Annotated in this window: 18 protein-coding genes, 1 pseudogene and 1 riboswitch; of the genes and pseudogenes, 3 read left to right on the forward strand and 16 right to left on the reverse strand. The window is 44.5% G+C overall.

The window, feature by feature from the left end; all coding sequences use genetic code 11:
* Window positions 1-107: 107 nt before the first annotated feature.
* From H2C83_RS15250 to guaA, 3 genes are all read right to left on the reverse strand, one after another.
* Window positions 108-1,220 carry a peptidase MA family metallohydrolase gene (locus H2C83_RS15250; RefSeq protein WP_220184213.1) on the reverse strand — a complete coding sequence of 371 codons (1,113 nt, stop codon included), beginning with the start codon at window positions 1,218-1,220 and terminating at the stop codon, window positions 108-110.
* Between the two features lie 259 nt (window positions 1,221-1,479).
* Window positions 1,480-2,796, reverse strand: coding sequence for an NCS2 family permease (locus H2C83_RS15255; RefSeq protein WP_220184214.1), 1,317 nt, complete (start codon window positions 2,794-2,796; stop codon window positions 1,480-1,482).
* Window positions 2,797-2,819: 23 nt separating this feature from the next.
* A complete protein-coding gene (gene guaA / locus H2C83_RS15260; RefSeq protein WP_181742047.1) occupies window positions 2,820-4,358 on the reverse strand; it encodes a glutamine-hydrolyzing GMP synthase in 1,539 nt (512 codons plus the stop codon).
* Window positions 4,359-4,500: 142 nt separating this feature from the next.
* Window positions 4,501-4,602: riboswitch (purine riboswitch) on the reverse strand.
* Window positions 4,603-4,797: 195 nt separating this feature from the next.
* Here guaA and namA point away from each other — a divergent pair.
* On the forward strand, window positions 4,798-5,820 hold the full coding sequence (gene namA, locus H2C83_RS15265) for an NADPH dehydrogenase NamA (protein ID WP_181742060.1): 1,023 nt from the start codon (window positions 4,798-4,800) through the stop codon (window positions 5,818-5,820).
* Between the two features lie 627 nt (window positions 5,821-6,447).
* Here the strand turns inward: namA and putP are convergent.
* The 5 genes from putP to H2C83_RS15290 form a co-directional block, all read right to left on the reverse strand.
* Window positions 6,448-7,911 (reverse strand): sodium/proline symporter PutP, encoded by a 1,464-nt coding sequence (putP, locus tag H2C83_RS15270; RefSeq protein ID WP_181742048.1) that lies wholly within the window; start codon window positions 7,909-7,911, stop codon window positions 6,448-6,450.
* Window positions 7,912-8,164: 253 nt separating this feature from the next.
* Window positions 8,165-8,305, reverse strand: coding sequence for a hypothetical protein (locus tag H2C83_RS15275; RefSeq protein ID WP_181742049.1), 141 nt, complete (start codon window positions 8,303-8,305; stop codon window positions 8,165-8,167).
* Entirely contained in the window at window positions 8,284-8,562 is a 279-nt protein-coding gene (locus H2C83_RS15280; RefSeq protein ID WP_181742050.1) for a cation diffusion facilitator family transporter, read from the reverse strand. The genes H2C83_RS15275 and H2C83_RS15280 overlap by 22 nt, the downstream gene beginning before the upstream one ends.
* Window positions 8,532-8,789 carry a cation efflux transmembrane domain-containing protein gene (locus H2C83_RS15285; protein WP_181742051.1) on the reverse strand — a complete coding sequence of 86 codons (258 nt, stop codon included), beginning with the start codon at window positions 8,787-8,789 and terminating at the stop codon, window positions 8,532-8,534. Before H2C83_RS15285 ends, H2C83_RS15280 begins: the two co-directional genes overlap by 31 nt.
* Window positions 8,779-9,069 (reverse strand): cation diffusion facilitator family transporter, encoded by a 291-nt coding sequence (locus tag H2C83_RS15290; protein ID WP_181742052.1) that lies wholly within the window; start codon window positions 9,067-9,069, stop codon window positions 8,779-8,781. The genes H2C83_RS15285 and H2C83_RS15290 overlap by 11 nt, the downstream gene beginning before the upstream one ends.
* 223 nt (window positions 9,070-9,292) lie before the next feature.
* Here H2C83_RS15290 and H2C83_RS15295 point away from each other — a divergent pair, with 223 nt between their 5' ends.
* Entirely contained in the window at window positions 9,293-10,249 is a 957-nt protein-coding gene (locus tag H2C83_RS15295; RefSeq protein ID WP_181742053.1) for a phosphotransferase enzyme family protein, read from the forward strand.
* 60 nt (window positions 10,250-10,309) lie between these two features.
* Here the strand turns inward: H2C83_RS15295 and H2C83_RS15300 are convergent, their stop codons facing one another.
* The 4 genes from H2C83_RS15300 to H2C83_RS17925 all read right to left on the reverse strand — a co-directional run bounded on the left by H2C83_RS15300 (window position 10,310) and on the right by H2C83_RS17925 (window position 13,176).
* Window positions 10,310-11,338, reverse strand: a complete 1,029-nt coding sequence (locus tag H2C83_RS15300) for a murein hydrolase activator EnvC family protein (protein ID WP_181742054.1) — start codon at window positions 11,336-11,338, stop codon at window positions 10,310-10,312.
* Between the two features lie 443 nt (window positions 11,339-11,781).
* Window positions 11,782-12,189: a PTS sugar transporter subunit IIA gene (locus H2C83_RS17915; protein WP_312853938.1), complete on the reverse strand. Its 408-nt coding sequence runs from the start codon at window positions 12,187-12,189 to the stop codon at window positions 11,782-11,784.
* A complete protein-coding gene (locus H2C83_RS17920) occupies window positions 12,152-12,445 on the reverse strand; it encodes a PTS sugar transporter subunit IIB (RefSeq protein ID WP_246333958.1) in 294 nt (97 codons plus the stop codon). Before H2C83_RS17920 ends, H2C83_RS17915 begins: the two co-directional genes overlap by 38 nt.
* Window positions 12,376-13,176, reverse strand: a complete 801-nt coding sequence (locus tag H2C83_RS17925; RefSeq protein ID WP_246333959.1) for a PTS transporter subunit EIIC — start codon at window positions 13,174-13,176, stop codon at window positions 12,376-12,378. The genes H2C83_RS17920 and H2C83_RS17925 overlap by 70 nt, the downstream gene beginning before the upstream one ends.
* 393 nt (window positions 13,177-13,569) lie before the next feature.
* Here H2C83_RS17925 and H2C83_RS15310 point away from each other — a divergent pair, with 393 nt between their 5' ends.
* Window positions 13,570-17,226: a glycosyltransferase gene (locus H2C83_RS15310; RefSeq protein WP_181742055.1), complete on the forward strand. Its 3,657-nt coding sequence runs from the start codon at window positions 13,570-13,572 to the stop codon at window positions 17,224-17,226.
* Window positions 17,227-17,561: 335 nt separating this feature from the next.
* Here H2C83_RS15310 and H2C83_RS15315 read toward each other — a convergent pair.
* From H2C83_RS15315 to xylB, 4 genes and pseudogenes are all read right to left on the reverse strand, one after another.
* Window positions 17,562-17,801, reverse strand: a pseudogene (locus H2C83_RS15315) (PEP-utilizing enzyme); the annotation flags it as partial.
* A 38-nt stretch (window positions 17,802-17,839) separates the two neighbouring features.
* The gene (locus H2C83_RS15320) at window positions 17,840-18,880 is read right to left on the reverse strand and encodes an aldose epimerase family protein (RefSeq protein WP_181742056.1); all 1,041 of its coding nucleotides are present in this window, start codon (window positions 18,878-18,880) and stop codon (window positions 17,840-17,842) included.
* A gap of 4 nt (window positions 18,881-18,884) precedes the next feature.
* On the reverse strand, window positions 18,885-20,312 hold the full coding sequence (xylE, locus tag H2C83_RS15325) for a D-xylose transporter XylE (RefSeq protein ID WP_181742057.1): 1,428 nt from the start codon (window positions 20,310-20,312) through the stop codon (window positions 18,885-18,887).
* Window positions 20,313-20,424: 112 nt separating this feature from the next.
* Window positions 20,425-21,924 (reverse strand): xylulokinase, encoded by a 1,500-nt coding sequence (gene xylB / locus H2C83_RS15330; protein WP_181742058.1) that lies wholly within the window; start codon window positions 21,922-21,924, stop codon window positions 20,425-20,427.
* Between the last annotated feature and the right edge of the window lie 68 nt (window positions 21,925-21,992).

The raw sequence follows: 21,992 nt of genomic DNA on the forward strand, positions 1-21,992 counted from the left end.
GGAACACTTTGTTTTGTTTGCCGCTTTCTCGCGGCGACAAACAGTATTCTATCTCCCTCCAAAACATATGTCAACACTTTTTTTGCATTTTTTATAAATAAATTTGATCAGCGCCCTGAGACATGGAAAATCTCCGATAATGCGTCACGTGTTCTCAGATTCAGTTCGTTCCTCTTTTGGTCACTTTCCTTATCGATATAGGGAAACTTCTTCAAATGGGCAAACAGCTTTTTGAATTCCTGCTCACCATATTTTTTCATTAGTTTTTCATACCAGACATAACTGTGTAAATAGTATTGGTGCGCCTCCTGGGCCGGCAGTTTTTCCAGTTGTCTGCTTTCCAATTCCGACAAGGTCCAGTCTTCTTTCAGATGACCTGCATCATGAATCACACACAACTCGGGCATCAAATTCGCTTCATAGTACATGGCTGCTCCCTCTTGCAGCCAGTAGGCAGCATTGTCATTGGTCAGATCACTCACCATCTGATGGACAAGTTCATGTATCAGACCCGAAGCCAATAAACGCGGTTCCAGTCCGTTTGCCACAAATTTGATCGATTGCCCGGCTTCATGCCAACCTCCCGCCCACCTGGGCAATGAAGGTTTTACTGAGTGATGGAACAGCTTGGAAGAATGATATAATTTGACTTCAATTTTTTGCGGCTTCCAGTCAAATTTTTGTTGTAGCAGGGGAACCGCTTTACTCAAAGTCTGATAAGCAATCTGCGCTTTTGTTTTTAAAGAAGGATCTGTGAAATAAACCGTAATCCAATCATTTCCCAACTGTTCAAAAGAAAGATCTGCATCTTTCCAGCCTTTATTGGTAAACCGCAAAGTTAACGGGATTTGGTATTCAATCACCTGTCCTTTGACAGAGTACTTTTGTTCCATTTTGAACAGCAATCTCCGGTTTCCATCCGGTCTGACAGATCGGAGATGCAAATGAAAAGAACGGGGATCAATCACCTGAATAGCATCCTGGAACCACCTTTTTTGTTCCTGCAGGTACATCGGCTTTTCCGGATCGATGGTTTCCAGATATAAATGGAGTTGACGGCTATTTACCGCAGCCTCTTTTTGCTTTGCCAATTGCCTGGCTGCATGGCAGACAGATGGCTTGACCTCCTGGCAGATGTCTTTTGCCAATCCGCTGTCCGGACAGGCAAGCATTAAAATCAGCATACTTATTCCGATTATCATTCTTTTTTTCCACATCATAATTCCTCCTTTCTTCTAGTCTTCGAATTGATTTGCAAAATATGCAAAAAAAGAGCTTTCTCCGATTGGAGAAAGCCCCGGACTGATATGTGGACAACTCGCAGCGAAGTTACTCCGCTTCTAAAAATTACTTCTTTGTCAACAAACTCAAGCTTCTTCGACTGGAAAAAACTCAAAACGAATTTATGGTCGGATGCGTTTTTCAGAACCTGTTTTCCTTTTTCATATATAAGGCCATTCCTCATTCCTGTTATTTCATTCAAATTGCCCCTAAAAAGGCAAACCGCAGTACAAATATAACCCCCAGAATGTATACGACCGGATGTACCTCCTTACCTTTACCGGCTGCAAGCTTGCAGACAGGATAAAGGACAAAGCCGGCGGCGATTCCCGTTGCTATGCTGAACGAAAGCGGCATAAATATAACAGTCATAAAGGCCGGAATCGCTTCACTCAGGTTCTCCCATTCAATCTTTTTCAAGTTTCCCGCCATCAGCACTCCGACAACTACCAAAGCGGGGGTGGTAATTGCAGACACGGAGGCCAGGGACTCTACCAGCGGGAAGAAAAACAACGCCACCGCAAAACATAAAGCAGTTACAACCGAGGTTAATCCGGTACGTCCACCGGTTGCCACACCGGCAGACGATTCGATATAGGAAGTAACCGTTGAGGTGCCAAAGACAGCCCCCATCATGGTGGCAATGGAATCGGTAAACAGGGCTCTTCCGGCACGGGGAAGTTTATTGTTTTTCAACAGTCCCGCCTGGCTGGCAACACCAATCAATGTTCCGGCATTATCAAACAAATCGACAAACAGAAAGGCAAATACAATCGTAAACAATCCCAGTTCCAGTGCCCCCGTAACGTCCAACTTCATAAAAGTGGGTGCAATGCTTGGCGGAAAATCAAAGAAATGGGTCGGCACATGGACCTGCCCGGTTAGCATGCCAGTCACTGCAGTAATCAGCATCCCGAGAAAAATTGCCCCTTTGATCTTTCTTACCATTAACACAACCGTAACAAACAGGCCAAAGATTGTCAGCAGAATATCCGGCGTTTCCGTCAGCTGCGGGTTAAACGCCACATAAGTGGATTCGGAAGCGATAATGATATTTGCATTTTTCAGGCCAATAAAAGCAATAAAAATTCCAATTCCGGCGGAAACCGCATATTTCAGGCCCGGAGGAATTACGTTGATAATCAGTTCACGGATTTTGGTAACCGTCAATACAAAAAAGATAATTCCTGAGATAAAAACAGCTCCCAGCGCTGTTTGCCAGGGCACTTTCATTCCCAGAACAACCGTAAACGTGAAGTAGGCAATCAAGCCAAGTCCGGGGGCCAGCGCGATCGGATAATTGGCAATGACCCCCATCAAAAAGGTGCCGATGGCGGCTGATAGAGCTGTTGCTACAAAAACGGCCCCCAAATCCATCCCGGTTTTTCCCAGCATGGATGGAGAAACCAGCAGAATATACGCCATCGTAAAAAACGTGGTGACTCCGGCGAGGACTTCTGTTTTTACATTGGTCTGGTATTCTTGCAAGCGAAAATAGCGATGGATTTTTAACATAAATTTTTCCCTTTCCTGCTTAATCATTCCCATTCAATCGTTGATGGCGGTTTGGAGGTAATATCATATACCACTCGGTTTACATCATCGACTTCATTGATGATTCGGTTTGAAATTCTCTCCAGTACATCGTAAGGAATGCGTGCCCAGTCAGCGGTCATGCCATCGATTGAAGTGACGGCACGAATACCGATCGTATAGGCATACGTACGGACATCCCCCATCACACCCACACTTCTGAAATCGGGCAAAACAGTGAAATACTGCCAGACATCACGGTCCAGGCCTGCTTTTTTGATCTCTTCGCGCAAGATCGCATCGGATTCCCGCACAATTTCCAGTTTTTCTTCCGTAACCTCTCCAATGACGCGAATCCCCAATCCCGGTCCCGGGAAAGGCTGTCTCCATACAATTTCTTCCGGAAGGTTCAGCTCTTCTCCTACTTTGCGAACCTCATCCTTAAACAGGGTATTCAGCGGTTCGATCAATTTCATTTTCATTTCCTCGGGGAGGCCGCCGACATTGTGGTGGGATTTGATCGTATGGGCGGTATCAGTACCTGACTCAATAATATCGGTATACAAGGTACCTTGTCCCAGAAAACGGTGGTCTCCGAATTTGTCCGATTCTTCTTCAAACACCCGGATAAATTCATTGCCGATAATTTTCCGTTTCTGTTCCGGATCAGTAACCCCTTTAAGCTTGCTTAAAAAGCGCTCTTTGGCATCAATTTTTACCAGATTGATCTTGAATTTTTCCCCAAATGTCTTCACAACGCTCTCCGCTTCACCTTTTCGCAGCAAACCGTGATCCACAAACATGCATGTCAACTGATCTCCGATCGCCTGGTGAATCAAAGCTGCGACAACAGAAGAATCAACGCCCCCGCTTAAAGCGCACAATACTTTCTGATCCCCAACCGTTTGCCGAATCTCTTTCACAGCGTCATCAATAAATGTCTCCATACTCCAATTGCCGGCACAATGACATACATCATACAAGAAGCGATTGATGATCTCGTAGCCATGAACGGTATGTCGAACTTCAGGGTGAAATTGTACCGCGAAGACCTGTTTTTCCGGATTGCTCATCGCGGCAACGGGAGCCGAATCAGTTTTTCCATCAACCCGAAAGCCGGATGGAGCGGTAACGACGACATCACTATGACTCATCCAGACCTGCTGGCGGTCATCCAAATCTTTGAACAACGGGCTGTCAGAAACGACTTCCAGTTCTGCTTTTCCATATTCCCGTTTGTGTGCGCGTTCCACTCTTGCCCCATAGTGGTAAGCGATCATTTGCATCCCGTAGCAAATCCCGAGAATCGGGAGCTCCAGATCAAAGATTTTCGGATCACATTTCAGTGATTTTTCGTCATACACACTGTTCGGCCCACCAGAAAAGACAATTCCCTTCGGCTTCATTTCCTGAATCTTTTCTGCTGAAACACTGGCAGGCAATAATTCACTGAACACACCCAAATCCCGGATCCGCCGGGCAATCAACTGGTTGTATTGTCCTCCAAAATCAAGAACAACAACTCTTTCTAGTGGTTTCTCCATAAGCGTAACCCCCTTTTTTGTTATATAACCTTTCGCCGACCATAAAAAAAACCGGGACCTATACCGCTCCGGCGATATAGGACCCCCGGTCCTCCACTTTCTTCAAAAATACATTTCTATTATTGAAGAAATTCACCTGGATATCCGAAGACCTATCAACCGTAGTCCAGCTATTTAAGGTAGCCGGGTAGAGACGTTCAGGCCTTATTCCCAAACATATACGGTAAAAGGATTAATAAAAATCAACATAATCATAACAGAGCCTTTTTAAAGCGGTCAAGATCACTTATTATGCAGTCTTATTTTCTAAAGTATAAGAAAAATTTATTCCTACCAATAATAAAATAACAGACCAGACAGATCACTTGACTGTATAGCTCATGATATCCAATATGTTATAATAATCTAAAATAAGTAACAGAAAAAAAAGAAGGTGAAATTGATGTCCCTTATGTTTCAACCATTCACACAAAAAAATGTCACACTTCCCAATCGCATCGTCATGTCTCCCATGTGTATGTATTCTGCCAAAGAAGACGGGAAAGTGACCGATTGGCATCGTGTTCACTATGGCACCCGGGCAACCGGGAAAGTCGGATTGATCATGGTTGAAGCAACAGCTGTTGAACGTCGCGGAAGAATCAGCACAAAAGATCTGGGACTATGGAATGACAGTCAGATCGACGGATTAAGGGAGATTGTCCAATTTGCCCACAGCCAGGGTGTAAAAACAGCGATTCAGCTGGCACATGCCGGCAGGAAGGCTAACACTCCGGAACCGGTCATCGCTCCCAGCGCCATCCCGTTTGATGACCAAAGCAAAATGCCGGAAGCCATGACCAATGAAGAAATTCAAAACGTGATTGCTGCATTTAAAGAGGCAGCCCGTCGTGCCAAAGAAAGCGGATTCGACATCATCGAAATTCACGCCGCGCACGGCTACCTGATTCACGAATTTCTGTCACCCCTGAGCAACAAGCGAACCGATCAATATGGCGGCGATCTGGACGGGCGCGCATTCTTTTTGCAAAAAGTGATTGAGGCTGTCAAAACCGTATGGGGAGAAGAACGTCCATTATATGTTCGCATTTCAGCAGTGGATCACGATTCTGACGGCATTCAGCTGGAAGACAGCATTCAGCTGGCACACAAACTGAAAAACTGGGGTGTTGATCTGATCGACGTTTCTTCCGGCGGTCTCCTCCCAACAAAACCCGGGAAAATTTATCCGGGTTACCAGGTTCCCTTTGCCGATGCCATCAAAAAAGAAACAGGCATGGCAACAGGGACTGTCGGCCTTATTACCACACCGGAACAGGTGGAAGAGATTCTGGGAAATGAACGCGCTGACCTGGTATTTATCGGACGCGAGTTACTCCGCAATCCGTACTGGGTGCTGAATGCAGTCCGAAAACAGGACATTTCATCGTTCGGTCCTGAACAATACTCCCGCGCCTTGTGAAAATTTGCAAAAAAAAGCTGTCAAAAATAAGATGGCTTCTCAGACTGAAAATCACCCCCTTCTGAAAACTTGATGTGCACCCCTTAAAATAGACACGGAAAAATCTTTATGGTTGCCGAACTATTTTAAGGGGTGATTTTTATGGCCAAAAAAGGACAAAAATTTAAGCATTATCCATTTGACTTGACTTGTAAACTCTTCTTGGTACTCTTTACGTTGAAACAGGTCAATTTGACAGAGTAAAGAATTGTTTTCTTACAGCATAACTTTAAAAAATCAAATATCCAAAGAGTATTTGTTCGTATCCGCTTATACACAACCAGGTCTTCTTTATATGAAGTCGGAACAATGGGAAAATGCCCAATCATCTTTCGAAAAGGCTATAAAAGTTGGACAAAAGACAAATGACATTCTCAGATTCATTAAAGCACTCTCAGCACTTCGCGATTGCTTCTATCAACAAAAAATGTATTCAAAGGCAATCGTTCCCTATAAAAAAAGCAATCAGGTTAACGGAAACACATAATTTTAAAGTCCAAATTCAAAATCTGCATCTGGTATCTAATGAAGAAATATTATGAAACGAAAGAGAAGCTTTCTATTTAAGAATAGCTTCTCTTCCTGGGTCTATTTGGTTTGCCTTACCATTTCATCAAACTCGGACAAGATTTTCGCCGAAGGTTTTGCAGTCAACAAGCTGACAATAATAATCGCCACCGTACAGGCCAGGAAGCCGGGAATCATTTCGTAAATTTCCGCGAATGCCTCAATCTGTTCCCAAACAATTACGGTCAGGGCACCGGTGACCATCCCTGCGAGGGCCCCCCATTTATTCATCCGTTTCCAATACAGGCTTAAAAGCACCACGGGGCCAAAAGCAGAGCCAAAACCGGCCCAGGCATAACCCACCAGATTCAAAATCGTTTCATTCGGGTTTAACGCCAGAAATAATGCAATCATGGAAACAATCAACAAGGATAACCTTCCAACCAGCACCAGTTCCCTGTCTGAAGCTGATCGGCGCACGAAAGCCTTGTAGAAATCTTCTGCCAATGCACTTGCAGTTACCAGCAGTTGCGAAGAGATGGTACTCATGATCGCAGCCAGAATGGCAGCCAGCAAAAACCCGAATATGACCGGGTGAAACAGCACATCAGACAGCACAATAAAAACGGTCTCCGGATTGGCCAATGTCTGGCCTGTTTGATGGAAATAGGCAATTCCAAGCAGCCCGGTCAACATCGCACCAACAATGGAAAAAATCATCCATCCCATGCCGATCCGGCGGGCGCTCTTCATTTCCTTTACCGAAGTAATAGCCATAAACCGGACAATGATGTGCGGCTGTCCAAAGTACCCAAGCCCCCAGGCAATGAGGGAAATAATACCGATGACACTTGTCCCTTTTAACGCATCAAGCAAGCTGGGATCAATAGCGTTAATCTCCGTAAACGTCGGTTCCCATCCCCCTGTTTCCATGAGCGTAACAACCGGAACCAGGATCAAAGCGATAAACATGATTGTCCCTTGCACAAAATCTGTCCAGCTTACTGCCAGAAAACCGCCAAATAGGGTATACAGGATCACAACGCCGGCCGTTAACCAGACTCCCCAAGCGTAATCCATCTGAAAAGCCGATTTGAATAATTCCCCGCCGGAAACCATGCCGGAAGAGGTATAGAAGGTAAAGAACACAAAAATAACCAAAGCTGAGACAATTCGCAAAATACGGGATGAATCATGAAATCTATTTTCAAAGTAATCCGGAATCGTAATGGAATTATTTGCCATCTCCGTATAACTGCGAAGACGGGGGGCAACATAAAGCCAGTTCAAATAGGCGCCAATGGTAAGACCTACAACAATCCATCCGCTGCTAAGCCCGGCTACATACATCGCGCCCGGCAATCCCATGAGCAGCCATCCACTCATATCAGATGCCCCTGCACTCAAGGCAGTAACGGCTGGCCCCAGATTTCTCCCTCCCAACATATAGTCTGATAAATCTGAAGTCCGTCGATATGCGAAATATCCGATTCCAAGCATGCTAATCATATAAATACTTAATGAAATCACAATACCACCGTTCATCCAAGCCCCTCCTGCCTTGTTTCGTGATCGCTTGCAAGCCGGTTTTCCGTTTTCAAATTAATTTGAAATTATTTATTAAATTAATGATTTTCTATTATGCAATAGTATGTCATATTAGTTACATCTCGTCAATATTTTTAAAAGTAATATAAAAGCTGCAACCTTTTCTGAACTTTTGCCAGATGAAAAGGTTGCATTGGCTTTCAAGAAACAAACCGGTTTTTTCCAACAGGCAGTCAGCCCCCTTCCCCGGTCAGCTTTCCCAGTTTGCAGGCATGGAATGTTCAATCGTGCTGAAGTTTGACGGTTCTACATGAATATGTACATGGCAAATATTGTCGAAGCCGATCAGGTCTTCCTCAACCCGTTCAGTCAGATTGTGGCTTTCTTCCACTGGCAGGCATTGACTCCGATTGTCATTTCTATAAACACATGCGGGCCGTGATAACGGGCACGCAATTCCTTTACCTGATCAATCCCGTCCATCATCAAAACACGCAATTTGATCTCTTCCATCTTTTCCTTGTCAAAACCATCCATCAAACCGTCAATGGACGGCCGCCCGACTTTCCATCCCGTTTTCAGGATCATGACACCCACTACAATTGCAGCCAATGGATCTATCCAATGCCAGCCAATATTGGTTCCCACAGTTCGATGGCTGTTCCGATGCTTACCAGCGCATCCGACCGATTGTCCTGTGCCGCAGCATACAATGCCTGGCTGCCGGTTTTTTTACTCAAAATAAAATTGGCCATGGAAACGGCAAACAAAATGATTGCCGACCCGACAGATACATATAAAGCCCATGAATCAATGGAAGTCTGCCGGGGGACGAAGATTGCCTGGACAGCCCGAATACAGATCTCAATTGCCATAAAAAATCATGAAAAACGCAGCAACCAGCGTGGCGATGGTTTCCGCTTTGCTATGTCCAAATGGATGATTCTGGTCTGCCGGCTGTTGGGATACCTTTAATCCGATTAAAATAGCTACTGATAAAAAAATGTCAGAGATGTTGTTTAATCCGTCTGCAAACATTCCTTCCGAATGGGTTTGCAATCCGGCCCAACATTTTGAAAGGGACAAAACAATATAAACGGCAATGCTCAACCATGCCCCTTTCTGTGCCTGTTTTGGCGGGGGTAATTTCACCACGTTCTTTCACTCCTTCAACCTAAGCCCCTTCTATGATAATGTGCATAGCTTTTTTTAGTCCAGAGCAATATTTTTTCCCTTCTCCAGAAATGATGGTACAGATCTTTTTCTGATTCCAGACAAGTTTCCCGATTGTCCACAGGGATTCATAGAAGCATCGCCTATACTAATGTTATGATGAAATAAAAAGCATTGATGAATTAAGATAGGTGGGTATTCATATATGTGGAAAAAAGAAATCGTCCAAGATGCATGCCGTAAATTTCAAGGGGATGAAGCAACACTCAAATTACTGGGGGGATTTTACAAAAATGTTTACGAATATGAGCGGAACGGGACACCGTGCATTTTAAAACTGATCCCCATTGCGGCCAAAGACCGGAGCCAACTCTATTCGGAGCTGGAATGGATCTCCTATCTGCGCAAAAACGGAATCCCGATCCCCGAACAAGTATTGTCTGCCAATAGCCAGGCGGTAGAAACAATCATCAAATTACCCCTTCCTTTTTGCATTGTTTCCTTCAAAAAAGGAAAAGGGGAAAAAATAAACACTTCCAGTCCGGATGCCTGGAATCCCAGGCTGCTGCGCCTGATCGGGAAAATCATGGGAAAAATCCACTCCCTCTCCACCCGCTTCCATGCCGGGGAAACGGTTCCGTTCTTTGAAGAATGGAATGAGGGAGAAGTTTTTTACCGTGACTTATCGTATATAGAGGGTTGGATCACTGATCTTTTCAATGTTTTTAGACAAAAGATCAACACGCTTCCCCAAACGGAACAGTCATATGGACTGATCCACAATGATTTTCAGCCTGGCGGGTTTTTGGTGGATTCGAATGACAATATAACATTGTACGATTTCAGCCATGTCAAATATCATTTTTTTACATACGATATTGCAACGTTTCTGTTTCATGCGCTTGAATCCGTTCCCAAGGAGGTCCAAAACACATATAAACATCTCTTTTTGAATGCTTTCATGGAAGGGTATATTCTGGAACATCATTTGGAAAAAGGTTGGCAAGAGCAAATTGATCTGTTTTTGGAATACCGCAATCTCTTCTTGTATATATACCTGATGACTTCCGTACCCCCGGAAAAACTGGATAATCAGAAAAAGGAGCAATTAAACCTGCTAAAAAAACGTCTGGTCAGATTTCGTGCAGCACTCACCATGTAACCATCAATGGATAAAAAACGCCACCTGAAATAAAGAACCGTTCAGGTGGCTTTTCCATACTTATTGCAGGTAAGATCTGGGATTGACGGGTGATCCGTTTTTATGTACCTCAAAATGCAAATGGGGTCCGCTTGACCTGCCATTGTTCCCGACAGAGGCGATTTGCTGTCCCCTGGAGACTCGTTGTCCCGCACCTACAATCACTTGATAACGGTACATATGTGCATATAGTGTGGACAAACCGTTATTGTGCCTGATAATTACATAGATTCCATACCCGTTGGGGTCTGACCGGATCGATTGCACGACTCCGGACTCCGCTGCAAAAATGGGTGTGCCGACAGGACGGGGAATATCGATTCCCGCATGGATATGACTGCCACGGTTCTGTCCGTAATTCCAGTAAACCGTTCCCCGTGTGCTGGGGAAAGCGAGAATTCCGCCGCCTCCGCCAAAAGCTCCGGCATATTTTTGCAACAGATTTCTTTCTTTGGCTTCCAGCTGATCCAATTGATCTTTATACTTTGCCAGTTTGGCGTTAATCTCTTTCACTTTGGCTTCCGATTTTTTCAAAAGCTCTGCCTGGGCTTTCTTCTTGGCTTCCAAATCCTTTTTGTTTTTTTCCAGCGAATGCTTCATATCCAAATATTTATTAAAAACATCTGCTTGTTCCTTCATGAGTAAGCGGACAATTTCAAAGCGCTCCAGGAACTGGCTAAATGAGTCGGAATTTAACATATGCGACAAATAGGTGCCAGAGTCATGCACATACATTCTTCTTAAATGTTCACTCAAGACTTTTTCATGTTTGTCAACATGCTTTTGGTTGGCTGCAATTTTCTTGTTAAGTTCTGCGATTTGCTTGTCCAGATTGGTGATATCTGTTTCGATTTTTCCCAATTCTTTTTGGGTCTCTACTTTCAAGTCTTCAATTTTTTCCATCTCAGTTTCCGACTGTTTCTTCTGATCGCGAACATCTTCCAACTGTTTTTTTCCGCTGGTCTCCGCCTTCACCTGTTGAACGCCTACTCCCCATGCAACGGGAATTAAACTGAAAATTAATAGTATGGAAAGCAGTTTCTTGATCATCCATCTCTCCTCTTTAATCTTGTATTCTTGTTTTCTTTCGCTTACTATTTTACTATTTTACCAAATCCAATCCAAACACAACGGATTGAACCCCTTGAAACGCTTAAACAGTTCATGTTCCCCGGCCACGAATGTTCTTCAACTGCAATGGTTTTTACATCACTTCACTTCTGAAAATTAACCGGCGTTTATATAACGCCGCTTATGTATCTATCATTTTAAAGGATATCGAATCCCGGAAAAATAGTTATATATTACCATTCACAAAAATATAATATTTATATTTTCTGATCAATAATTTTATTATATTAAGGTGCTTTAGGTTTATTTTAATTTTTTATTTATTTCTCATGTATATTTTCTTAATTTTTATTAAATAAGCGATTGGCATAAAAACAAAGACTATCGAAGTTATTCGATAGCCAACCGTAAAAAAGTCTCTCTTATTTCTTGATGACCCTGATCAACATATCTTTTCCCGCTGTCACCGTGGATGGACCATTTGACCTATCAACCTTAAAACGGTCCCTATTCAGTACAATAATCGGTGTCATTACATCATAACCTTTTTCCGCAATCCGGGTGATCTGGACATCCGCCAGGGGAGCACCGGTTTTTATTTTGTCTCCGGGTGAAACTTTGAGATCAAAGCCTTCACCATTCAAACGGATGGTATCCAATCCAATATGAACAAGCAATTCCACTCCTTCTTCCGAGCGGAGGGTCATAGCATGTTTAGCCGGAAATATATGGACGACTTCCCCGTTGAGCGGAGAAACGATCTTCCCGTCAGAGGGACGGATGGCAATTCCGTCACCCATCATTTTTTGTGAAAATACTTGATCGGGCACTTTCTCCAAAGGAACTGCTTCTCCAGACAGGAGGGGCAATTACGGAAATGACAAATTTATTTGCCGGCTTGTTTTGTTCCTGTTCGAGAAAACTGAGAATCCGGTTTTTTATGGTGTCTGAATCTGGCCCAAAAATGGCCTGTATTCCGTTACCGACTTCCAATACCCCAGCCGCGCCGAGCGCCCTCAACTTTTCTTTATCCACATTTCCTTTGCTATAAACGCCAACCCGCAAACAGGTAATGCATGCATCCAAATGATGAATATTCTCTTTTCCGCCCAGCGCTTCAAGGATCGCATATGCTTCTCATTTGTTTCCGTTGCTGCTTTCTGTTTCGATTTCTGTTCGAAATCGGTTTTGGTATAAAGCCGGTTGGAATCCTCATCTCCTCGTCCCGGCGTAAGCAGGTTCCATTTCCTGATGGCCCATCGGAATACGACAGACATCAGCAACCCTGTGATAATAACATACCACCACGGTTCACCGACACCGGGTAAAATACCAAACAGGGTAAAATCGATAATTCCGGAACCACCGGCATATCCCACATTGACATCCAGGATGTACATAAGCATGAATGACAATCCGGCCATAAATGTGTGGAAAACATACAACAGCGGGGCAACAAACAGGAAAGTAAACTCAATCGGTTCGGTAATTCCTGTTAAAAAAGCAGTTCCGGCAGCAGTCAGCAATAATCCGCCTACTGCTTTTTTGTTTTCCGGTTTGGCCATATGGTACATCGCCAGGGCAACGGCTGGCAGGCCAAACAGGACAAATGGAAATTTCCCGGCCATGAATCGGCCAGCCGTTATTTGAACCAGATCATTGACCTGTTTATCGGCAAGCTGGGCCATATACATCGCCGTATCCCCGGATACAACCGTTCCGGTAAGAGTGGTATAGGTTCCGCCCACTTCCGAAAACCGGATGGGAATATAAAATATATGATGCAATCCAAACGGAATCAGGGCCCGTTCTACCATCCGTATATAAATGTCCTGGAAGAAATCAATATGTTAAGCGTGATTAATTCGTTATATCTGGTTTATTCCATATTTTTGAAACAGCACCTCTTTAAAAAAAACTCCTGACTGATGAAAGCACACTGGTAAAATACTTGTAAATCTGCGGCTCATGTGTCAGTCATCCGGTCTGTAAAAAAGATGCTTTTTTGTCTATCAATTGAACATAAGAAAAATATGCACTAAATTTAAAGTTGTATACGAATTTTTTGATTGTATACAATAGAATTCTGTCATTCATAAATCTATTGCGTCAAAAAACGGTTCTATCATCTCCATTCCTGCAGCAATCGGTTCATCAAGCTGAATTTATTCAATTAAGTTTTTTCTATGTATGTAGAGAGGTATTGTTAAATGAGAAGAAAAATAGCGAATGTGATTTTTTCTGTATTTTTTCTGGGCTCGTATCGAAGAAGAGCCGTTGGCGGTACACTTGGTGTTTTGCTGGGCATCCTGCCGATCGGCCATTCGGCATGGATCGCCGGATTAGTCCTGAGTCTCATCTTTCGCCTGAACCTGTTGGTTGTTTATGTCGGTATCTGCCTTTCCCTGTTATATTCACTTTTTGTCGTGGCAGCTTATCGGCTGGGACTTGACCGGTTTTTTTCCTCTCCTGATGACGTGGCCCTGCACATCATAACGGGAACTCTTTTTTTATTATTATGTTATCTGGCCTTTCGTCTCATTTATAGAGATGTGCATATCCGGAATTTACCCAATGACAGAAAAATGTTTGTTTTTCATGACCGGGGAAAAAGATGGACGTTTTTGAAAAGAACGTCACTGATTCTGGGGATTCTCTCCCTGGTCAGTCTGACTGTATTTGGCATTAGCCTGTACGATCATCCGATTGTCACTCCGTTTCTCAAGGATTCAACTTCTGAGTCCCCGATCCAGCCTGTCCGCCAGAAGCTGGATCCCTCGGAGAAACAGAAACCTCAGTTTGATGGAGTTGCGGGACAGGAAAACCAAAAAGACATCAAGACTTATGCTTATTATGTTCCCTGGGATTCAAAAGGATGGTTTGACTTGAACACGCTGGGGCATATCAAGGACATTGACGTACTTATTCCTGAATGGTATTCAATCAACTCAGACCTGGAGCTGGATATCAAACAGGATAATACGGTGGACCAGCTGGCCAAAAAACACCATGTTGAAATTATTCCCAGATTGAATAATTTTGCCGGCGAAGATTGGGATGGTTCTGCCATCCGCCGTATGCTGGCTTCACCGCAAAAACAGAATGCCTTGATCCGGCAATTGCATCAGGACGTTAAAAAACAGGGCTATGCGGGAATTAATATTTATTTTGAAAAAGTAAGGGCACAAGACAAGAAACGTTTGACACAATTCATGAAAGAATTGTCTTCTGTTTTCCATCGTGACGGACTGAAAGTGATCCACAGTGTTCCGGTTCATAACCCGGCTTATGACTACAAGACTCTCTCTGAATATGCCGATTATCTGGATATTATGCTGTACGAAGAACATGATGAAGAAGGCGAGCCAGGGCCCATCGCATCGTTCAACTGGGTGAAAGAATCTCTGGAAAACCTGCCGGTTCCTGCCTCCAAACGCATTATCAGTCTGGGTACATACGGATACGACTGGATTGTTGGAAGCAGCAGTTCTGCAGAACCCCTGACCTTCAATCAGGTGATGATGCTGTCAGACCGGCATGACCTGAATGTGGAATGGGACCAGGCAAGCAGCAATCCCTACCTTCGCTACAAAAAAGGAAATAATGAACACATTGTCTGGTTTCTGGATGCCCCCGCCTTTTTCAACCAGCTTCGCGTTGTCCATCAATACGGAGCAAAGGGAATTGCTTTCTGGAGGCTGGGCTCGGAAGACAAAGCCATTTGGGATTTGCTGGATGGGGACAAGAACGCCGTCTCAAAAATGCTGCAGGTAAGCAACCCGATTCCCGAATATGAGGGACAAGGGGAAATCCTTTATGTTACGGAAAGATCCAAGGCAGGCAGCCGTTCGATTATGCAGGGAAGCGGAAACTGGATTGAACATGTCGACTACCAGTCCCCCTCGGCTCCACTCCAGGTTCGGAGATATGGCAAAGTTGGAGAGAAAAAAATCGCCCTGACTTTTGACGACGGGCCTGATTCCACCTATACTCCACAAATTCTGGATATTTTGAAGGCACACAATGTAAAAGCTTCTTTTTACATTACAGGGAAAAATGGTGTTTTAAACCATGATCTGGTAGAGCGGCTTTACAAAGAAGGACATGAAGTCGGCAATCACACCTATTCCCATCCGCATCTGGGACAAATTCACCCGATCCTGGTGCAGTTGCAATTGCATTCGACACAACGCCTGTTCCAGGCTTTTACCGACCACACCATGACCACTTTCCGACCGCCCTATCAGGTGGAATCCGAACCCCAAACCCTTGATGAAATCCGGGCAATGGAACGGGGACGCCTGAATAATTACACGATGATCAGCAAAAACATTGAGACATTTGACTGGCAAAATCCTCCCAGCAGCCAGATTACCGATCGAGTCATGAAACAGCTGAACCTTGGGCATATTGTACTGCTTCACGATTCAGGCGGTGATCGTTCCGCAACCGTAAAAGCCCTTCCCGTTATAATCGAGAAACTGAAAGCTGAGGGGTACCAGTTCGTAACGGCCAGTGAGCTGACTGGAAAAACTAGAGATCAGATCATGCCGCCGATTCAGCCGGAAGAAAAGATTTATATGCCTTTTGTCAAGGCGGTATATACTGTCTGGGGCCTAATTCAGCACAGTTTCACCTTCCTGATCTATACCGGGATCGGAATCGGATTTGTCCGCGTTGCCTTTTTGATGTATTTTTCCTTCCGGCAGCGGATCAAGTTTAAACGGCGCGTACAATGGCTGAACCGGGGAGCGGAACTGCTTCACTTCAATCCGATGGTGAGTGTGGTCATTGCTGCCTACAATGAGGAAAAAGTGATCAATAAAACCATTCATTCCGTATTGGAGAGCAGATACGCCCCGCTTGAAGTAATTATTGTCAATGACGGGTCTACAGATGAGACAGAAGCGGTAATCAAAAAGGAATTTGCCGGCAATCCCCAGGTGCGGGTTATCACGCAGCCCAACAGCGGCAAGACCGCAGCCATTAATCGGGGTTATCGCTTCGCCGAAGGGGAAATTATTGTATCCATCGATGCAGATACCCTGATCGCAAAGAATACGATCCCCCTTCTGGTCAGACATTTCCAGGATGAAAGGGTTGCCGCCGTTTCAGGAAATGTAAAAGTGGGAAACATCACAAACCTGATTACCCTCTGGCAACATGTGGAGTATATCACCGGTTTCAATCTGGAAAGACGGGCTTTTGATGATCTCAACTGTATCCCTGTCGTTCCGGGAGCAATTGGCGCATGGCGCAAAAAGGCGGTGGAAGAAGTGGGTTACTTCAAGCATGACACACTGGCTGAGGATACCGATATTACCATTACACTATTGCGCCACGGGTACAAAGTGGAATTTGAAGTGCTTGCGCTTGCCTACACTGAGGCGCCTGAAGACCTGAAAAGTTTGATTAAACAGCGTACCCGCTGGATTTACGGAACTTTGCAATGTCTGTGGAAACACAGGGGCGCTCTTTTCTCCAGAAAGCAAAAAGCACTGGGATTTATTTCACTTCCCAACATGTGGATTTTCCAGTATGGTGTACAGACTTTTTCCCTATTCGTCGACCTGCTCTGCATCTTAAGTCTGTTCACTGAACATGCCTTAACCACGATGATGTTCTATGCCGCCTTTCTGCTGTTCGACCTGATGGCTGCCTATTTCGCCTTTCAATTGGAAAAGGAAAGTCCCAAGCCGCTCATCTGGCTGTTTATCCAGCGCTTTGTATACCGGCAACTGATGTCTTATGTTGTGCTCCGTTCTTTCTTTTTTGCCTTCAAAGAAGTATCAGTCGGTTGGAACAAGGTCATCCGAAACGGGCATGTCCAACTGGATAAAGCAACGCCGGTTAAAAAAATGGGATAAATACAGGAACCCCCCTTCATCTTTTCTGAAGGGGGGTTTGGTATAAACAACAAAAAAACCAGTTTTCCTAAAAAAGAAGACGCAATCACAAGTATAACAACCCGAAAGAGAAGATTTCCAATACAAAGGATTTTGGGCAACTGAACTAAAATTGAATTTATTGAGAAACAGTTATCAAACCAATATCTGCCCTGAATCTGTTCCTCTTGTACCCTGATAATTAGATTCAACACTCCTTCGATTTGTAATTTTCATCGTCAGAGTACAAACAGTTGCTGCTGTCTCAGAAAACAAATCCCGCAGTGCAACTGATTAAATCTTGACGTGTTCAGCAATCACAATATTTCGATATACCCTTCTGTTCCATTTACGCGAATTCGTTGCCCATCTTTTATCAGTTTGGTGGCATATTCTACTCCGACAACGGCTGGCAAGCCATATTCACGTGCAATAACTGCTCCATGGGTCATCAGTCCGCCAACTTCGGTGACCAAACCTTTTATTAATACAAACAATGGTGTCCAGCTGGGGTCAGTAAAGGAGGTGACTAATATATCTCCATCTTCCAGATCAGCTTTCCAACATGGAAACGAACACAATCAGCTAAAACCATTTATTTGCTTTCAACGGTGAACTGAAACGCTGTCCACTTTTGATAACTTTCACCTGCATTCAACAGTGCCGTCGGAAAACCGGCATGATGCAAAGAAGCGGGAGAAGCCTGCGTTTCAAAACAGACTCCCAGATATTTCCGTGATTTCCCTTCAGCCAGCTCCAACCCTTCATCCAGGTTATTGGAGGTATACATCACCATTCCCGGCTGGTTGGTCCGGATTGTCAGAACCCTGCCGCTGGCTTCGTCTTTTACGGTTACTTTCCCCTGTTCATTGCTGTTAAAGATGAAATAATGGTCATATCCATTTCCAACAATTTTATTTTGTCCGGATCCGGCCATTATTCCTTCACCCAGCTTTCTTCCGGCTGCAAAATCAAACAATGTCCCCTGTGTTTCCAGGATTTTGCCTGTTGGAATCAGCTCATGGTCCAGTTCGGCAAATCGGGAACAATTCATTTGAACCACATGATTGTGAACCGGTTCTTTTAAATTTCCTGTCAGATTAAAATAGGAATGGTTGGTCAGGGCAATGGGTGTCTTCTGGTCTGCAGTTGCTCTGTATTCAATCACCAGCTGATTGTCATTGTTCAACTTGTAAATCACAAGCACCTTGACATTTCCGGGATATCCGTTTTCTCCATCCCTGCTCAGATAACTCAGTTCAAGCCCGATTTCCCCAGGTGATTCAAATGGATTTGCCTCCCAGAGCACATGGTGAAACCCGTTTGAACCGCTGTGCAAATGGTGGCAGCCATCATTTTTTTCCAACCGGTAACGCTTTCCGTCCAGTTCAAAACAGGAATTTTTGATCCGGCCGGCCACACGCCCGATCAACGCCCCCAAAAAATGGGGATTCACTTCATAATCCCGATAATTTTTATATCCCAGGACAACATTTTCCCGCTTCCCGTTTTGATCGGGAACAAGGATTTTTGTAATGATTCCCCCATAGTTCAGAATTTCCACCAACATGTTCCGGTCATTGACCAGTCTGAAAACTCGCCTGTTTTTTTTAATTTTTTCCCATTCAATATTCATGTGATCAGCTCCGATGTTGCTTTGGAAGAGAAATATGCCGGTTTTTGATCCACAGTTTTTCCAGTTGTTCAAGGGTCTTTCCTTTTGTTTCAGGAACCAATTTGAGTACGAAAATGGCGGAAAGAACACTCATTACCCCATAGAACCCATAGGTTAATGCCCCGCTGAATTCAATCATGGACGGATAGGTTGAGGAAATGAAGAAGTTGGCTGCCCATTGCGCCGCAACCGCAATGGCCATAGCCTGTCCACGAATTTTGTTGGGAAAGATTTCAGAGAGCAATACCCAGCAGATGGGACCCCATGACATCATGAATGAAGCTGTATAGAAAATGATAAAGATCAGTGTCCAAAGGCCAAAAACATCGAAATAGGCTAGTGTTGCCACTCCAAACATTCCAATGGCCATTCCGACCGAACCGGAGATTAACAGCGGTTTTCTTCCCCATCTGTCTACGGTTTGAATGGCAACAATGGTAAATATGACATTTACGATCCCCATAACAACGGTTTGAACCATCGAGGCATTTTGCCCTGCTCCCATCGTTTCAAAGATACGTGGTGCATAGTACAGGGCGACATTGATCCCGACAAATTGCTGGAACACGGACAGCAAAATACCGACGATGACAACCACTTTCCCGTAGGAAAACAGTTTTCCGGTTGTCTGTTGCTTGCTTAAAGAGAGCTGGATATCTGACAGAATTTCTTTTGCTTTTTCTCTGGAACCGTTGATTTTCTCCAGAATATTGAATGCCTGACTATCATCTTTCCTGGAAACCAGAAAACGGGGCGTTTCAGGGACAAGGAACAGCAAAATAAAGAATAAAAGCGCAGGTATGGTTTCTGAAGCAAACATATATCGCCAGCCCCGGTCAACAATCCATGCAAAAGATTGGCCGTTGGCAATACTCCAGTTCACAACATATACCACCAGTTGCCCAAAGATAATGGCAAATTGGTACCACGAAACCAGTCTTCCGCGAATATGCGCAGGAGCAATTTCCCCGATATAGGTTGGAGAGGTCGCAGATGCCAGCCCGACACCGACTCCCCCCAGAATCCGATACAAGTTAAGCATGATCAGTACCCCAAATGTTGGTTCCCCCACATTGAAAAACAGGAATTCCGGATAAGCAGACCCCAAGGCTGACAGGATAAATAAAACGGCAGCCAGCATCAGGGTATTTTTCCTCCCGATCCGGTTTGAGAAAAATCCGGAAATGATTCCGCCGATAATACAACCGATCAGAGCGGAAGAAACAGTTAATCCATGAGCAAATGAGCCAAGTCCCAGACTGTTGATCATATAAACTTCAATCGCTTGCTCTGCTCCTGAAATTACCGCAGTATCATATCCGAAGAGTAAACCTCCCAGGGTGGCAACCAATGTGATGGCTGCAACATACAGGGTATTCTTATTAATGCTCATCTTTTTCAAGAATAAGACCCTTGGCTGAAAAAGGGCTCTTAATCTTTTCCTCCTATCCACTTAAAAGAGTTGAAACAGTTACATTGATCTCCAAAGTACAGAATTCTGTTTTCTAATTCCTGTATTCCATCAGTTCTTTATTCAATAGAGCGGTAGCCGGATAAATTATTTTGTATAAATTGAACAGATTTTTATATTTCTCGACATTTTCTTCAATCGGATCGTAAACCTTATCCACTTTCAAAAACTGATCGCCACATTCCTGAAGGGTGGCAAACCATCCGCAGCCATACGCAGCCAGCATGGCAGCCCCCATGCCCGGCCCCTGCTCACTGGAAAGTTTTACAATCCTGGCGTTGAAAATGTCCGCCTGTATTTGCAGCCAGGTTTCATTTTTGGCTCCACCTCCAATCGAAACGATGGTATCAATCTTTTTGCCGTGCTCACGAAAAATTTCAACCGACTCATTTAACGAAAAAGTGATTCCCTCCAGAACCGCACGGACAAAATGCTTCAGCTGATGGGAACTGTCCATGCCGATGAAACTGCCGCGGATGTTTGCATCCACATGGGGGGTCCTTTCCCCGACAATATATGGAGTAAAAAGCAGCCCGTTTGAACCAATCGGCACCTGATCCACATCCGCCAGCAATTCGTCAAATCCGGCCCCTTTGGCAAAGACGTTTTTAAACCAGGACAAGCTGTATCCGGCAGCCAGGGTAACTCCCATGGTGTAATATGAGTCAGGTGCACTGTGGTTAAAGTAATGAACTTTCCCGGCAAAGTTTTTATTCCCGTCGGGTTCATAAGACAGGAAAACACCGGAAGTGCCGATGCTAACCATCGATTTTCCGTCCTGCAATATCCCGGCCCCGATCGCTCCGCATGCATTGTCAGCCCCGCCCGCAAAAACACGTGTTAAAGTTGACAGACCTGTAACTTTGGCAATTTGAGGGGTAATCGTCCCAACTTCTTCATAGGATTCTGTCAATGGCGGGCAAAATTTATCATCGATTCCCAACAGGCCGCAAATTTCATTGCTCCATTTTTTCTCAGTAATATCAAGCAACAAGGTACCTGCCGCATCGGAATATTCCGTGTGCAGTTTTCCGGTCAGCCGATAGCGTACATAATCTTTTGGCAAAACAAACGTTTTCGCTTTGCGGTACACATCCGGTTCATTATTTTTCACCCAAAGAATTTTGGGCAATGTAAATCCTTCAAGGGCCGGATTCTTGGTGATTTGAAGCAAACGTTCTTTCCCGACCCCCGCATAGATCTCCTGACACTCACTGGTCGTACGGGTGTCATTCCAGAGAATGGCGTTACGCAACACCTGGTTATTTTCATCAAGCAAAACGAGCCCGTGCATTTGCCCGGAAAAGCTGAGCCCTTCAATATCCTCCGGATTACAATCACCGTATTTCAGGAGATCAGACAGTCCGGCAACTGTCTGATCCACCCAGTCTTCGGGATTTTGCTCGCTGTATCCCGCTTTTTCCTGGATTAATGGGTATGGTTTTGATACTTCCCTTGCCACTTGCCCATTCTGATTCACCAGCAATATCTTGACTGCGCTGGTCCCCAGATCCACCCCAATTACGTATTTCATGGCAAACTCCCCATTCGTTGCATATTCACACCTTATTTACAAGCATTCAGCAAATACCGGTTGATGAT

This window comes from Thermoactinomyces mirandus, from assembly GCF_013868055.1.
In the GTDB taxonomy this organism is placed as follows: domain Bacteria; phylum Bacillota; class Bacilli; order Thermoactinomycetales; family Thermoactinomycetaceae; genus Thermoactinomyces; species Thermoactinomyces mirandus.